The following is a 16680-nucleotide window of genomic DNA, read 5'->3' as shown; positions in this document are numbered from 1 at the left end:
GACTTGAATAACAATGGGTTTTAAAATAACAATAGTAAATTAATCCAATGAAAGCGATATTATACATACGTTTTGCATTAGTTCGGGAAGTGATTCCGAAATCGTTCTCGTCCAAATCACGCAAAATGCACAAAGGAGGATGCTCTTTTTGCCTAAATACCTGCTGCGTTTGCTCTGTTTTACGATGATTCTCGGAGCCCTTCCAGTCATTGTTATTGGTTCGGTCTCCTATTCGATTGCTTCACGTGACATTGAACAGAAGGTGCGGGAGAGTAATTTGCAGATTCTGCATCAGACCCAAATGCGGGTAGAGCAAGTATTGCGCAGCCTGCAATTATCGTCCATCCAATATGTGAATTCTCCACTGGTATTACAAGCGATGAAAAAACCGCTGGACAGCAGCGAATTTCAGGAAATTCGTGATCTGACTTCCGGATTTAATAATTTGCAATCGGTTACAAATATTGACCAGGCCTATCTCGTGAATCTGGATGAAGACTGGGTTGTATCGATGCGATCCTTTGGGAAATTGGATGATTTCAGCATTCGGGACCGGATTGGCTCCTATTTGAAATATACCAACAGCCTGTTCTGGGTGACGCAAAATGTGAGTTCATCCAAAGAGAGTACACCGGTATCGGCCGGAGTCGGTGAAGCGGCACAAGAACCTGCACCTACCCTTATTTCATCCGACAATGTGGTCAGTATGGTATTCAAGATACCGATGATACCAACGAATGTGAAACCCAAGGGATTTCTGGTTATAGACATCGCCGATACAGAGCTAAGTACATTTCTAAGCCGAAATCCGAATTCAGGGGATATGTACGTTCTTGATCGGGAGCAGAAATATTTTCTCAACGATACAGAACAAGACGGAAAATACAACACGCTGAATCAGGAAATCCACGAAAAGGTACAAACGACGGGACAGTCGGAGGGTTTCTTCAGCGCAGAGGTGGAAGGAAGCCAGGTGGCGGTTAGCTACAGGCAGTCCCCACTTAATGGCTGGTTGTATGTTTCCGTTGTATCGCTGAGTCAGATAACCGCCCAGTCTCAGAAAATTGCATTGGTTACAGGTGTGGCTACACTGGTCATGTTATGTTTGACGGGACTAGTAGCCTTTTATGGTAGTCGCAAGATGTATTCTCCCATTTCCAGACTTCTGCAGTTTACAAAAGGGTTGGATTCTCCATTGGCTCCGTCGGGACGCCGTCAGGATGAATTTATATACATTGAAGAGCGATTATCCACCTTATTCAGCTCGGAGAAAACGATGCGCGAGCAGATGAAGGGACAGCATGTTCATTTGCAGGAATTTTTTATGACCAAACTGCTTACAGGCAAAATATCGGAAGATGACTTCAGGTATCAGGGTCAGTTATACGATTTTCCAACCTCATGGTCCAGACTTGGGGTACTTACACTTCAGATTGATACCCTTGAAGGGACAAGATATGAAGAGCAGGACCGGGATCTCCTGCTGTTCGCGTTAAACAATATGGTCGGTGAGCTGCTGCCCTCTGAGATTCGGTTTGCACCTGTCATGATTGATGACGCCCAAGTTACGATATTGGCATCTGTGTTGGATGATGAAGTACAGCTCAAAGAATGGATGCACACCCAAGCTGAATTGATCCGAGAACGGGTTGTGACCTACCTGAATTTGCCTGTGAGTATCGGTGTTAGTCGCTCCTACACTGCTATAGGTGATTCACCAAGAGCTTACCAGGAGAGTCGTGAGGCGCTGCAAGGCAGGGTAAGTTTGGGCAGCCGGATTATTTTGCATTATGAAGATATTCAGCCGCGCGGACAGACAGAGGCAGCATTATATACACAGCTCAGAATGATTGAAGACCAGTTGGCTTCTGCGCTCAAGCAAGGAGACGAAGAGAAAACCGATGAGTACTTTAAGAAATACCTCGGTTTGCTTGCGGACAAGAAGCTGCACTTCAGCGAATACCCCGTTATCATGGTTCAACTGTTGTCCCGTGTGTATCAGCTTGTGCAGGAGCAGGGTGGAAATGTGGCGGAAGTATTGGGCGAAAAGGCCTCCATGGCTCGACTGCTCAAGTTGTCCACATTGGATGAAATGACGACCTGGTACCGCAAATGTTTATTTCAACCTGTGATTCAATTCTGGCGCGAACAGGAAGAGTCTCAATATTTGAATATTGCCCGGCGCATGATTCGGCTGATCGAGGAGCGATATGATCGTGAATTGTCGCTGGAAGCTTGTGCAGAAGAACTGAATTTTCATCCCGTCTATCTGAGCCGTGTGTTCAAGAAAGAGGCTGGTGTGAACTTTACGGAATACCTCGCCGAATACCGGATGGAAAAAGCGAAAACCTGGCTGCAGACGACCAACCTGAAAATATCGGAGATTGCCGAGAAACTCAATTATACGAACCCTACTGCTTTTATCCGTACGTTTCGTAAAATTACTGGAACCACCCCCGGAAAATACCGGGAGCAGCAGCGATAAAGCAACCTGCTCTGCCTGCCATGGCAGGCAGGTTTTTCTTTGTTTCAGAGTCAGTCTTTATTCTGTGATTGGAGCAGAGTTAAGACAGGAATATCGAAGGTTAAATGTGGTTCATTAAGGGGAGCACTCCACCATTACAAATGCCTTAAACCCTTGCTGCATAAGGGGAAAAAAAAAGCTAAAACGAGACGATAGCCAGTTACCCGATTATCCTCCACAATGAAGACATGAATTCAGGAAGTGATATTTTGTAATCGTTTCCAATGTGGGGAGGAAGACACTATGAAAGCTGAAACGGCGGCTCGGACACGACCCGCTACCCGCAGTGACAAAAACCTGCTGTGGAGGGATATCATCAAAAACCGGTGGCTCTATATTATGTTGATACCGGGCGTGCTTTACTTTGTTATTTTCAAATACATACCCATGTACGGCATTACGATGGCTTTTCAGGATTACACGCCTTACAAGGGCATTCTGGGCAGTGACTGGGTAGGGTTCAAGCACTTCCAGCGTTTCTTCGGGGAACCGCAGTTCTGGACTTTGTTCCGGAATACGTTTTTGCTAGCGATTTATAATATGGTGTTCTTCTTCCCGCTGCCAATTGTATTGGCACTCATGATGAATGAAGTTCGCCGTGAACGGTTCAAACGATTTGTACAGACGCTGGTATATGTTCCGCACTTTGTTTCCTGGGTTGTTGTGGTTGGTGTGTTCTACATGCTATTCACAACCGAGGGTGGCGCTATTAACGAATTACTTTATAACCTGACGGGACAAAAAGTGGCTTTCCTGCTTGAGCCTGGCTGGTTTCGAACGATGATTGTTGGACAATCCATCTGGAAAGAGGTAGGCTGGGGCACGATTATTTTCCTGGCGGCACTTTCCGGTGTAGATACACAGCTCTATGAAGCTGCACGGATGGATGGTGCCAATCGCTGGCGCCAGACTTGGCATATTACGCTGCCTGCCATTCGCAGTACAATCATTATTTTGCTCATTCTGCGTCTGGGGAACTTCCTGGATACAGGCTTTGAACAGATCTTCCTGATGCTCACGCCGACGAACCGGGATGTGGGTGAGGTATTTGATACCTACGTCTACACCAAAGGTCTCACACAGGCACAGTACAGTTATAGTGCTGCTGTTGGTTTGTTCAAGTCGGTGGTCGGACTGGCGCTTGTACTGGGTGCCAACACGATGGCCAAAAAATTCGGGGAGGAAGGCGTCTACTAACACAAGGCAGCAGACGTTCTTCACCAGACAGGAGTGAACATTAAGATGCAACAGGATAAAACATGGGGCAATCGGATCTTTGATATCCTCAATCATGGCTTGCTGTTATTGATCGGAATCGTGACCGTTATCCCGTTCATTTATATTTTGGCCGTCTCGTTTACGAGTCCGCATGAAGTGGCCAAGGGAGGATTCATTCTTTTCCCAAAAGAATTCTCCCTCGCTGCTTACCGTTACATCTTCTCCACAGACACATTGATTCGCAGTCTGGGTGTATCAATCTACATCACCGTCATCGGAACACTGCTTAACCTGTTGTTCACATCGCTTATGGCGTATCCACTCTCCAGAAAATACTTGCGTGGACGTCAGCCCATCCTGCTGGGTGTACTGTTCACGATGCTGTTCAGCGGCGGGATGATTCCAACTTACTTTGTCGTAAAATCATTGCACCTGACCGATACATTATGGTCTTTGATGCTGCCAACCGCCATTAGTGCGTTCAACCTGATCGTACTCAAAAACTTCTTTCAGGCCATCCCGGACGAACTGGAGGATGCCGCTAAAATCGATGGATGTAACGATGTGGGTGTATTGTTCCGCATTGTTCTGCCTTTGTCGATGCCGGCAATGGCTACATTTTCACTCTTTTACGCGGTGGCTCACTGGAACAGCTTCTTCAACGCCGTAATCTATATCAACGATAGTGAAAAGTGGCCCGTACAGGTATGGCTTCGTGAAATTGTTATCCTGGCTCAGAGCCGGATCGGGGATACCAGTATCGAAGAGACCGAGATTCAGCCGCTCACCATTCGCATGGCCGTTATCGTGTTCTCCACGATTCCAATCATGCTGGTATATCCGTTTCTGCAAAAGCACTTTGCCAAAGGAGTGATGCTGGGATCGGTAAAAGGTTGAAATTGCGCATGGTTGAACATCAGAACTGGTTCATGACTGTATAAAAAGGGGAGGTTTTCGTTTGATGAAAGCAACAAAAAAGAAAGCCGTAGCTGTCTTAAGCACACTGGCATTGGTGACAGGTCTGCTGGCAGGATGCGGATCGGATGAAGGTCAGGCTGCCGAGGGCGGCGTACAGAACGTGTCCATTGCAATAGCCCAGGTGGGTGATGTACCGAGCAAAGGCAATGAGGTGCAGCAGAAGATTGAGGCGTATACAAATACCAAACTGGACATTCAGTGGATTCCGGCTTCGGCTTACAATGACAAAATTAATGTCATGATTGCATCCAGCGATATGCCCAAAATTGTAAAAGTGCAGTATAACCCAACCGTGACGAGTGCGATGCGTAACGATGTATTCTGGGAAGTTGGTCCATTGTTGAAGGATTATAAAAATCTGTCTGCACAGAATGAGCGTTTCTTTAACAATATCAAAGTGGAAGGCAAAATCTACGGGGTACCCGTATTCTCTGATATTGCCCGTGCAACGGTGATTTACCGTAAAGACTGGTTTGACAAGTTGAATCTCAAGGTACCAACGACACCGGATGAATGGTATGAAACGATCAAGACGCTGGCAACCTCCGATCCGGATGGAGACGGTCAGGATAATACGTATGGACTGATGCTTTTCAAAAAGTATAACGAGGATCAATATTCCTTCACGACACGTCTTGGCGTAAGTTTTGGTGCACCAAACAAGTGGAAGGTGGAAGATGACGGCAGTTTTACGCCGGAATTCATGACACCGGAATATATGCAGGTGCTGGATTTGCTGAAACGTTTGTATAGCGAGAAACTGCTGAATCAGGACTTTGCCGTATTCGACTCTACCGAGGCGGAGAAAAAATACGATTCAGGCGTCGTGGGCATACGTGTTGGTGTCGCCCAAAATGGGAAGAGCCAGCAAGAGCGTCTGTCCAAGAATGACCCGGATGGCGTAGTAGACATTGCCGGTTTGCTTGGCGTGAGTGGGGACCGTGTGGCTGGCCAAACGGGTAACTCCGGTATTCTGGCCTTCCCAAAAGCGACGGTTAAATCGGAAGAAGAGTTGAAAAACCTGTTGTCTTTCCTGGATAAATTGATGGACCCGGAGATGGCGACGCTGCTGATGCGTGGTATTGAAGACAAACATTACAAGAAGGCTGGCGAAGACCAGGTGGAGATGAGCGACTTCGATGCGTTCCAGCGGGAAGTGAAGCCATATCGTGATAACTTGCCTTACGTAGAAGGATACAATGTGCCGAAATTGAAAGATACCGAACTGGGTGAGAAGGGGACGGAACTTGCCAAAGAGCTGGCAGAACATGCTGTACCAAACCCTGCATTAACTTTGTATTCGCCTACTTATGGCGATCGTGGGGCAGATCTGGATCAGATGATTGCAGATGCGCAGACCAAATATATTATGGGCAAAATCGATGAAAATGGCTGGAAGCAGGAGATCGAGAATTGGGGCAATGCGGGCGGTACCAAAATTCGTGAGGAATATGCCGAAGACTACAAAAAACAGGCTAAATAAAAAGCCGGAAGCGGAGGAACATCATGAAAGAAACACTGCAATTCACACCGGTACGGATGGCCGAACAGTTCATGGAAAGTTATCGCAATCATGAGTTGTATCCGACCTGGCATTATGAAAATGGTTGTCTGCTAAAAGCGCTGGAAGAGCTGTACACCCATACCGGAGAACAGAAATATTTTGACTACATCCGTGAACTGATGGATAACTTCATTCAGGAAGATGGCTCGATTCGATCGTATGCGGTCGAGGAATATAACCTGGACCAGATTAACCAGGGGAAATCGCTGTTCCTGTTGCTGGACAAAACGGGTGAAGAGAAGTACCGTAAAGCCGCCGATTTGCTCATGGTACAGCTTAAGGGACAGCCCCGTACGAGTGAAGGCGGATTCTGGCACAAAAAAATCTATCCGTTCCAGATGTGGCTGGATGGGCTGTATATGGCCACGCCGTTTCTAACGCAGTATGGTGCGGTTACTGGCGAGGAGAAGTGGTTTGACAAGGCGGCGTTACAGCTGCTGCTGGTGGAGAAACGTACACGTGATCCACGCAGCGGTCTGCTGTACCATGCATGGGATGAGAGCAGGGAACAGCGCTGGAGCTCGGGAGAAACGGGGTGTTCTCCGCATGTATGGAGCCGGGCGATGGGCTGGTATGTGATGGCGGTAGTGGATACACTGGATCATCTGCCTGTCGATCATGAGCAGAGAGGTCAGATTGTAGGGATTTTCGAACGTGTAGCAAATGCGCTTGTACATGTACAGGACCAACAGTCCGGGTTATGGCCTCACTTGCTCGATCAACCGGGGCGTGAGCGTAATTATTTGGAGGCATCGGGAACCTCTATGTTTGTGTATGCACTGGCGAAGGGCGTACGTAAGGGTTATCTGAGTGGCAAGTTTAAAGCGATCGCAGAAAAGGGTTATCAGGGACTGCTGCTGCATCTGCTGCAAACGGACCGTGAAGGTGTACTGTCCCTGACGCAGTGTAACGGCGGTGCAGGGTTGGGCGGTACCCCGTATCGTGACGGGTCGTACGAGTATTATGTGACTGAATCCATTCGAATCAATGATCCGAAATCGGTAGCTCCATTTATTTTGGCAGGAGTGGAGATGGAACTGGCGACACGCTAGTTCTTTCTTCAGACTTATTTATGATAGCGCATTCATTGAGCGTACCCTGAACAATTTGGTTATCTAAAGGAGAGATGGTTGATGAGTCCAAAAGGTCGGATGTCCCGTTTAGGTGGATTGGTCGTGGTTGGTGCAATGTCCGCCGGACTGCTTGCAGGCTGCGGGGGAGAGAAATCACCTGCGGCAGGGGAAGGCAAGCTTCCCATTTCAATTTCTTTGATGCAGGTAGGTGATGTGCCAGCCAAGGAGAACGGGATTGAACAAAAGATTGAGGAATATACCAATACGGATGTCAGTGTACAGTGGATTCCGCAGTCTGCTTTTGATGATAAAGTGAATGTCATGGTAGCTTCGGGCGAGATGCCGACCATCATGCGCGTGAATTATGTGCCCACAACATTTAACGCAGCCAAAACAGGGCTGTTCTGGGAAATTGGACCTTACCTGAAGGATTACAAAAACCTGTCTGCTCAATCCGAGGCTTATTTTGACAATATCAAGATCGAAGGAAAGGTCTACGGGGTACCCAACTTTCGCGATATCGGGCGTACAGCCATCGTGTACCGCAAGGACTGGTTCGACAAGCTGAAGCTGGATGTACCCAAAACGCTGGATGACTGGTACGAAGTGATGCGCTCCATTCGCAAGGATGATCCTGATGGTAACGGCAAGGAAGATACGTATGGAACGGTGCTGTTCAAAAAGTATAACGAAGGTGTATCCTCTCCGCTAACACGGATCGCCGTAAGTATTGGTGGGGTGAACAAGTGGGGTGTGGACGATGAGGGTAAACTTACCCCTGAGTTCTTGACCACAGAATATGTGGATACAATGAAGCTGTTCAAGCGCTTGTTCAGTGAGGGATTGATCAACAGTGACTTTCCCGCGCTGGACCCTTCCGATGCGGACAAAAAAATCGACTCCGGTCTCGTAGCCATGAAACTGAACGGTGTTGCTCAGAACGGAAAGTCGTTCCAGCAGCGGCTGACACCAAATGTGCCTGATGGCGAGATTGATGTGGCCCCGTTCCAGGGACCGGATGGCATTCGAATTGCCGGGGAACCGGGGAACTATGGCATGCTTGTCATTCCCAAAGCTTCCGTACCGGACGAAGAACAGTTAAAACAGGTGTTAACGTTCCTGGATCAACTGATGGACGAACCGCTGAGTACGCTTCAGCTGCGAGGTCTGGAAGATGTGCACTATACGAAGACTGCGGATGGCAAAACCGAGTTCAAGGACTTCGATGGATACCAGCGTGAAGTGAAGCCTTATCGTGATAATCTGCTAAGCGTTGAAGGTTATAACGTGCCTGAGCTTGTCGATGTACCAATCGGTATGAAGGGGACGAAGATGGCACGAGAAAATGAGCAGTATGCCATTCCAAATCCGGCGCTGACCTTGTCTTCTGCCATTTATACTGAGCGCGGACAGGAGCTGGACCAGATGATCTGGGATGCACAGACCAAGTATATTATGGGTAAAATCGATGATGCTGGATGGGAGCAGGAAGTAGCGAACTGGAGAAAATCCGGTGGCGACCAGCTTATTTCCGAATTTGAGGCCTCTTATGCCGAGCTGAACGGGAAGTAATTGTCACTGGTTAGAAAAAAGAGTGGTCAAATGGCATGAAATCATTTATTCTGTAAGTGAGTACATTTTTACAAAATTAAACAGTAATTACACCTTAAAGAATAAGGCTATGAATCTGCGGATTCGTGGCCTTTTTTGTGCTTTAAGAGAGAAAGTGGGTCTTAGGGAGGGGCAGGGGTGTTTTGAAGGAAGCGGATCGCTGAAAAATAATACCAATCGCCTAGATTGACATGGTAGAATATTGATTATTATGACAAATTTAGGTTTTGGTTTGAAAAGAAATACGAGAGTGTTGAACAAGCAACATTAAGCGAAGTTTACCCATATTAAGGTACATAGGAGGAAAGAAAATGAAAAAAGTAATATTAACAGGTGTGGCTGCGCTAACTCTATTTTCCGCACAAGCATCTATCGGTCCACAACCCGCAAAAGCTGCAATTACCGACGAGATCAAAGGTATACAGAAATTCAAAGATATTACTGACCATTGGGCAGAATCCAGCATCATGCAGGCTATTAATCGAGGATATGTCGATGGTTTCCCAGATGGAAAATTCCTTCCGAATAATACAGTTACCAGGGCCGAATTCGTGAAGATGACGGTATCTGCTCTAGCTCTGAAGGTTGATTCAACATCTGGAAGTTGGTATACCCCGTACGTCAGCGCTGCCCAGTCAGCAGGGATCTATAAAACAGGCGACTTTGCAAATTCGGATTGGACAAAGCCAATGTCTCGAGAAGAAATGTCGAAAATTGCTGTCCGAGCGCTTGGGGTTACTGACGTAGAAGACAAGCAATGGATGTACTTGGCCACGAAGAACGGTATTATCACAGGCACGGCACCAGGTGAAATCTCGCCAGAGGGAACTACAACTCGCGCTCAAGCAATTGCTGTTATTGAACGGGTTTTGTCGATAAAGGATGGTAAAACATTAGCATCCGATAAGTATGCTGTCGCGGCTGCGGAACTGTACTGGCACAAGACCAATATTTTCACTGTTGCAGAAGAAATCTTTAATGGTCCGAAAAACTCCAATCACAGATTTGGTATTACATCGTGGAAACAGTCCAACCTTACCGTTTCAGCCCCTAACGGCTCTGTTCAGGGTCGCGTAAACAGTCTGATTGCAATTGATTGGAATGACCCGAAAGACCCTAATCGAAAGCTGCTCCCATCCAAAGATAAGTTCTTCTGGCTCTACGGGGGACAAGAAATGAAATTCGCTGATAACGCTGAATGTTATATCTTGTTGCTTGACTCTGAATTGACAGTTAATAAGAATCCACAAGGATATAGAACGAACCGACTTGCCCTTTCTGTTCGAGGATATGATGGAGCACCAAGTAAAGATAAAATTAATCAAGCAATGCCTATTCTCTCTACCGATCCCAAAAAAGAAGTATACGGCTTAGTAATTCCTAAAAAGGCTCTTTATTACAATGGTTCGTTGCAAGTTCGTGTAGAAACAATTACTGCTGGGGCTCCTGTTTACCAAAAAAGATTAGCAGTATCTGAGCTTTAAGAAGTTAGGAAGTGGTTCTTTGATGAACAGAATTCTTCCACTTGTGTTGTTAATGGTTCTCCTTGCGCAGTTGCTGCCACCAAGCATTCTTTTTAATACTGTATCAGCTGCAGGGGAAATTACAGAGATCATAGCGTATGAGATGAAAGGGGACGCTGACGATTATCTTTATGGCGGACTTTATTTCTCGGATAAACCTACTTTACCAACCGTTCCAATCGTGGTGCCCTCAAAGCCTGGAAAAATCATTAAAAAGATGGAGTGGACAGCCAAGGACGGTAAAGTACTTCGTTCACTTTCCATCCCCACAGGTAAAGCGGAATTTAAAGCATCTGATAATCTGAAAGATACTTTAAACGGGACGAGGTACATTGTTCGTTCTGAAAATAATTCTAATTACGGTGGAATCTACTATTGGGACAGATGGACAGCGGGTGACTCAGGAAACTTTAATGGTAAGTATTGGCGCGCCGGGGGCGGACAGGTAAGTGTATATACTAGTGAACCCGGCCCAAACTGTCCAGGTGGTGTGCCAACTGAAAACAAAAACCCTAACACAGGGCAGAGTTTCAATGGGAATCTGCCACGTTATCCTGGGTGTACAGACCCTAACTTGGCGGCCAATATACCACGAACAGAAGGATACTATATTGTCGCTAATGGAGATTCTCTTCATGGTTTATGGATTAAAGATGGAGGGATTTCTAAGACTGATGTAAAAGCATCAAGAACTGAAATTGATTCAACCACTCGAATTGACGATGTGCATGGGTCTCAGGGTTATACTGACCCAAGTACAGTCGCAGGCCAAGTAATCGACGTACCAAACTTGAATTTGATTACGATCAGCTTTAAACAAACATTTAACAATGATACGTATAGGAAATACTGGGCGAATCCAGGAGCAAAACAAGTATGGTACTTTTCGAAATTCATAGCCGATTTTGATTCCTATACCTACGTATACAAGGATAAGAAATTGAAAGTTACGTATGCGGATGGGACATCGGGACTCGAGATCAGCGGTAATATTTGCGTAGCGCCAAACGGAACAACTCAGTTAACAGCAACTTTGACAAAGATAGATGGGAGTGTTTGGCCTTTACAGAGCCATGCCAAGCTCACATGGTCAAGTTCCGACACATCTACAATGACAGTCACTAGTTCTGGATTAGTAGCAGCGGTCGCCCCAACTGGCACAGCAACGATTACTGCCCACTTTGTTGACGCTACTCAAGCGCTTGATGAAAAGGATACCTTTGAGATGACAGTTGGCACAGGGGCTTCATGCACCGACAGTGGCGGAGGAGGTAACCAACCTGAGATTCCTGAAGGTAATGGATCGGGGCAATGCAGTTGGACGATTGGAAGTCCATCTCCAGGAACAGTTATGAGGCAAAGTGACATGGACCCGGGTGCCAATGGAGTTATTCGAGCTGATGATAGGGATTCTGAAAAATTCGATGTTCTTAAGGGGATTCCAACATCTGAATCTCTTTATATCAACGCGTTAGCAGATGAATATCTGTTCAAACAGGATTGGGGGAAAATGTCTGGAAAGACCACATATGACTGTACCGTTGAAGTTACGTATGCTCGTCAATGGACAGTACCCGGTCCTCAAGTATGTACTGAAACGGGTTGTACTCCAGGGCCTCCGGTGACAAAAACGGATACTCAGTCCAAAACATATACATTCCAATTATTCAGGGACTACTCGTACTGGCAAATAAATAATTTGGAAGTATACAAGATAAATCAGGCTGAAATGAGTAACTATGCCTTGCCTGGCGGGAAGGTCAACATGACACCTTCAGGGTATACGCCACCATCACTTGATTCGAGTAATGATCTGGATGTTAATAGTCACGTTAGACCAGCTAATACATCATCAATCACTTTTACTCCACCACTTCTAACAGGGGGATTGAACTCACCACCGTCTCTTCCGGATCACACATCCACGCTTAAAGGGATGGCTGAAAGCAATACACCCCAAAGTAAAGTGAGTAACGATATGGTTAATTTTAATGGCTCAACACTCATGAGTTCTTCAGAAACGACAAAGGATGGCCCAATTCCGTCTAATATTCCTCATCCGACTACTATTAACCGTGATGTCCTGTATAAGCCTAATAACATGATCAGCAATACGCTCATAAATAAGGCAAATACCACGAGTTCCGGTGAAATCTATTACGAATTGTTGCCAGGTAATGTAAATGGGGGAATCAACAAAGTTTTTCCAATCAACGGCATAAATACGGTTACGGTACATACGCCTGTCGTAAACTACGCCTGGGTATCGGATGACCAGCCGCATAACCAGAAGACGGTACCGAATGCAAACCGAGCAGCACTTATCCTGGAGCGTCCGTTTATCGTACGAATTCCGACCTCCGGTCAGCATCTGGATGCTGCGAGTTACCCCGGTTATGGCAACCGGGACTACGCCAAGTATTTTCGCATTAAGCAGGTTCGGTTCCCATTTGATGTCTATAACGAAGGCCGCAGCCAGTTCATCCCGGCTAAGACGTGGGTGGATATTCCGGTGAATCAGCTGGATACCCCCTTTTATCTTCCGGTTTGGGTGGATGAGGGGGACTATGAAGTCGAGTTCCGCAATGTCGCTGAAAATGCACCTGCGAACTTTACTGAACAGCAGGATGCCAATACGAATCTGGCGCATCATACAGCCTCAGATACGGTACCCGTGGAAGTCATTGGACGGTTGTATGATTTTCACGTGACTGATATTTCCGACTATAACTGGGAGAATGTATTCCGTAAGCAAATGGGCCGACCAGAGCCTACGGGAGCTAGCTACTGGACAGGCCTTAACAGTATAGATGGGGACCCCAGAGGGAACTTAGCCCCGTTTATTTTACCGATTCGTCCAGGCAGTCATCCGGTGCAGGGCTTCAAAAATGTGGCAGTCAAGACGGGATACCATATTAAGTTTGACCTCAAAACGAAGGGGAATATGTTTAGCAAGCAGGATGGTATACGAATTACCCCGAGTTTTCATTTTGTGAGTCGGGATGGTTCATCCCGCCAGGAAGTGGATCTGTACTATCACCGGGGCCAGGAAAATCTGATTCGCATCGGATCGGCGCAGGACCTGGAGAAACGCTTTGTTGTTCTGAACGCGCGGCTGCGGAATGTTCCCAGTACGGAGCTGGGGGATACAGCTAGGTATCGGTATTCCTACGAGCTGACACCACAGGAGCAGAGCCAGAGCAGCATTGCGGAATATATGGTCCGTTTCGTGGATCAGACTTCTCACCAGAAAATATGGGTGGGCCGTTATGACTGGCTGATCCTGTCCTCGCCCATCCGCACACTGATTGGACCAAAGACGGACATCCCACCTGGCGTCAATGTGGATCGGGCTAATGCAGCCATCCAGCGCTGGTATGGGGAATACAGTCTGCCAGCCGATGTGTACGCCGTGCAGAAAGGAACAGATCTCGAAACACTCGCCAGACAACATCCTCTGGATGAGAAGTCGGCGATCTTCCTGAAGGATGGGTATATTGTGGTCAACTTCAATATTGAGAGTTTGCGAGGTGGCAATACGGATGCCCCGCACCTGCAATATATTCATGCCCCATTGATGAATCAGTGGCAGATGGAGGGATTCAACCGGAGTCCGGCAAACAGCCAAGGCAGTAACTGGCCGCTGAGGGATGGTGATGTTGTGTTTTACCATGCGGATCAGTCCAGTCGGAACGATTTTCAGTCCCAGGTGCCGCATTAGAGAAAAGGGCAAATCCCACCAAAAGAGCTATGTTTTACGTGAAATAACGTGAAGCATGGCTTGTTTTTGTATGGTCTTTTTCACCTCTAGGATTATGGTTAGGTAACAGAAGGGGTATAAAAGGTAAGGAGCATTTGTTCACATCCATTTTATTGCTCATCGAGAGGGGAATATACACATGATTGATGACCATCACAAGTTAGACATATTGAATGTAGTGGATACATATCGAGGAAGAGATCTGGGTGTCACGATGGAACCACGAGCCTGTAGCTTCAAAGTTTGGGTGCCTGCGGCAAAGCGGGTGGATGTGCTGTTATACCCGCCTTCAACAGGGGGAAGTGCCAATGAACAGAAGAATCAGGAAGTAGAGAAAGAAGTACCTATGAACCAAGAGGATCAAGGCATCTGGTCCCTGAAGCTCGAAGGCGAGTGGAACGGTTATCGTTATATGTACAGGGTTACCTTTGAGGACGGACGTCAGGAAACTGCGGTTGATCCATATGCACGGGCTGTGACCATGAATGGTGAAATGGGTGTCATCGTCAGACTGGAACAGACCCACCCGAATGGCTGGATTGAGGATAAACGTCCCGAACTGGCGAGCCCGGTAGATGCGGTCTTATATGAGCTGCATGTGCGCGATTTCTCGATCCATGAGTCATCCGGCATGGAGCATAAAGGAAAATATCTGGCTTTTACCGAGACAGGTCTGCGCGATTCAAACGGGAATACACTGGGGATCGATCATTTGGCTGAGCTGGGAATCACTCATGTACATCTGCTTCCGGTATTTGATTTTGCAACAGTGGACGAATCGAAGGCATATGACAGGAATTCCGATTGTTCACATTATAACTGGGGCTATGATCCGCTTCACTACAATGTTCCAGAAGGTTCCTATGCTTCACGTGCAGATGAGCCGGAGACCAGAATTCGGGAATTCAAATCCATGGTGCTCGCCCTTCATGAGAAGGGAATCGGGGTCATTATGGATGTGGTATACAATCATACGTTTGATACGGCTGCCAGTTCATTTGAGAAGCTTGTTCCAGGATATTACTACCGTCAGAATCCGGATGGCACGTACAGCAACGGATCAGGTACAGGCAATGAAGTGGCTACGGAGCGCCCCATGGTGCGCAAGTTTATTATCGACTCCGTGCGTTACTGGGCAGAAGAATACCATGTGGACGGGTTTCGTTTTGACCTGATGGGTCTGATCGATACGACAACGATGAAAGAGCTCGCAGCAGAGCTGCATGCCGAGGTCTCTCCGTCTATCCTCTTATACGGTGAACCTTGGGGGGCGCTGGAATCACCACTTGGAGATCAAATGACACTTAAAGGATCGCAGCGCGAAGCTGGATTTGCTGTATTTAACGATAATTTCCGTGGAACGATCAAAGGTGATAGCGATGGAACGGGAACCGGATTTGCTACAGGAGCGGAGGGTAAGGAAGACGATATATGGACAGGTGTACGGGGAGCCATTACCGATTTTACCGCTGGCCCATCTGAGACGATTAATTATGTAACTGTACATGATAATCTCAACCTGTGGGACAAAGTCGCCCAGACACAAGGATTGCACGATACGCTGGGATTTATCACCTATAGCGAGGATGGGCGTGTGAAAGGCAGTGCCAACGTGGAAGAGGCTGTACAGCAGGCGAAGCCATATTTGCACGTTGACCCGGATCGCATACTGGAGAACGAAACGGTTCGGCGCTGTCTGCTTGCTAATGGCATCGTGTTGACTTCCCAGGGGGTTCCTTTGATTGCGGCTGGAGATGAATTTCTGCGAAGCAAATATGGCGATGCCAATAGTCATGAGAGTGGGGATTCAGTCAACGCCATCCGGTGGGAGCAAAAGCAGGCGTTCAAGCCTGTTTATGATTACTATCGTGGATTGATCCGTCTTCGGTGCGAGCACCCGGTCTTTCGTCTTCGCACCAAGGAAGAGATTGAGAAGCATGTTCGATTGCTTGAAAAAGAAAAAGGGTTGCTGGCCTATGAATTGTCGGGAACAGCTGTCGGAGATTCATGGGGACGGATAATCATTATCTATAATGCTTCCAAAGAAACCCGTACAACCTCCGTTCCTTCAGGTACATGGAATGTGGTTGTAGAGCAAGGGCAAGCCGCCACCGAGACGCTGCGTACAGCCAAGGATGGTCAGGTCAGCGTTCCGCCTATATCCATGACGGTTATCTATGCAAGTGAGTGAACCTCATGTACCCTTTCACCAATTTGGAGAGAGGGTATTTGCTTTTCTCCCTCTTTTTTCATCAGGACAGGTACAAATGCTGTCAATCTATGACGATTGTTTACATATGCTGTATCTTGAAAGCGATTGCCGAGAAGATTTGCATCATATTCAATATGCTAATTGAAAGCCTCTGTTTAACCGATATGTTGAGTACAGACAACCCCGGGTTGACAAATGACGTCCCGCTCCGTAACAT

At 47.1% G+C, this 16680-nt stretch carries 9 protein-coding genes; all 9 read left to right on the top strand.

Annotation, left to right across the window (positions count from 1 at the left end; translation table 11 throughout):
• The first annotated feature begins 148 nt into the window (after positions 1-148).
• The gene (locus MHB49_RS26945) at positions 149-2485 is read left to right on the top strand and encodes a helix-turn-helix domain-containing protein (RefSeq protein WP_405153686.1); all 2337 of its coding nucleotides are present in this window, start codon (positions 149-151) and stop codon (positions 2483-2485) included.
• Positions 2486-2767: 282 nt separating this feature from the next.
• Positions 2768-3721, top strand: a complete 954-nt coding sequence (locus MHB49_RS26940; protein WP_063566889.1) for a sugar ABC transporter permease — start codon at positions 2768-2770, stop codon at positions 3719-3721.
• A gap of 45 nt (positions 3722-3766) precedes the next feature.
• Positions 3767-4639 (top strand): carbohydrate ABC transporter permease, encoded by an 873-nt coding sequence (locus tag MHB49_RS26935; protein ID WP_247899031.1) that lies wholly within the window; start codon positions 3767-3769, stop codon positions 4637-4639.
• A 64-nt stretch (positions 4640-4703) separates the two neighbouring features.
• Positions 4704-6203 carry an extracellular solute-binding protein gene (locus MHB49_RS26930; RefSeq protein ID WP_247899030.1) on the top strand — a complete coding sequence of 500 codons (1500 nt, stop codon included), beginning with the start codon at positions 4704-4706 and terminating at the stop codon, positions 6201-6203.
• A 23-nt stretch (positions 6204-6226) separates the two neighbouring features.
• Complete coding sequence (locus MHB49_RS26925) at positions 6227-7336, top strand: glycoside hydrolase family 105 protein (RefSeq protein ID WP_405153685.1); 1110 nt, start codon at positions 6227-6229, stop codon at positions 7334-7336.
• An 81-nt stretch (positions 7337-7417) separates the two neighbouring features.
• Positions 7418-8929, top strand: a complete 1512-nt coding sequence (locus MHB49_RS26920) for an extracellular solute-binding protein (RefSeq protein ID WP_405153684.1) — start codon at positions 7418-7420, stop codon at positions 8927-8929.
• 350 nt (positions 8930-9279) lie between these two features.
• Positions 9280-10452: an S-layer homology domain-containing protein gene (locus tag MHB49_RS26915; RefSeq protein WP_405153683.1), complete on the top strand. Its 1173-nt coding sequence runs from the start codon at positions 9280-9282 to the stop codon at positions 10450-10452.
• 22 nt (positions 10453-10474) lie between these two features.
• A complete protein-coding gene (locus MHB49_RS26910) occupies positions 10475-14212 on the top strand; it encodes a DUF5704 domain-containing protein (RefSeq protein ID WP_405153682.1) in 3738 nt (1245 codons plus the stop codon).
• A 178-nt stretch (positions 14213-14390) separates the two neighbouring features.
• Positions 14391-16442, top strand: a complete 2052-nt coding sequence (gene pulA, locus MHB49_RS26905; RefSeq protein WP_405153681.1) for a type I pullulanase — start codon at positions 14391-14393, stop codon at positions 16440-16442.
• Positions 16443-16680 lie beyond the last annotated feature (238 nt).

This window comes from Paenibacillus sp. FSL K6-0108 (assembly GCF_045040695.1).
GTDB classification, from domain to species: Bacteria; Bacillota; Bacilli; order Paenibacillales; family Paenibacillaceae; genus Paenibacillus; species Paenibacillus pabuli_B.
The sequence above is the reverse complement of the archived record's forward strand: the minus strand, read 5'-3'. Positions and strand labels throughout refer to the sequence as shown.

What these genes read in the sequence shown, in the direction of transcription:
- MHB49_RS26940 (WP_063566889.1), top strand. Translation starts at nt 2,768, where the DNA reads ATGAAAGCTGAAACGGCGGCTCGGACACGACCCGCTACCCGCAGTGAC.
- MHB49_RS26935 (WP_247899031.1), top strand. Translation starts at nt 3,767, where the DNA reads ATGCAACAGGATAAAACATGGGGCAATCGGATCTTTGATATCCTCAAT.
- MHB49_RS26930 (WP_247899030.1), top strand. Translation starts at nt 4,704, where the DNA reads ATGAAAGCAACAAAAAAGAAAGCCGTAGCTGTCTTAAGCACACTGGCA.
- MHB49_RS26925 (WP_405153685.1), top strand. Translation starts at nt 6,227, where the DNA reads ATGAAAGAAACACTGCAATTCACACCGGTACGGATGGCCGAACAGTTC.
- MHB49_RS26920 (WP_405153684.1), top strand. Translation starts at nt 7,418, where the DNA reads ATGAGTCCAAAAGGTCGGATGTCCCGTTTAGGTGGATTGGTCGTGGTT.
- MHB49_RS26915 (WP_405153683.1), top strand. Translation starts at nt 9,280, where the DNA reads ATGAAAAAAGTAATATTAACAGGTGTGGCTGCGCTAACTCTATTTTCC.
- MHB49_RS26910 (WP_405153682.1), top strand. Translation starts at nt 10,475, where the DNA reads ATGAACAGAATTCTTCCACTTGTGTTGTTAATGGTTCTCCTTGCGCAG.
- pulA (WP_405153681.1), top strand. Translation starts at nt 14,391, where the DNA reads ATGATTGATGACCATCACAAGTTAGACATATTGAATGTAGTGGATACA.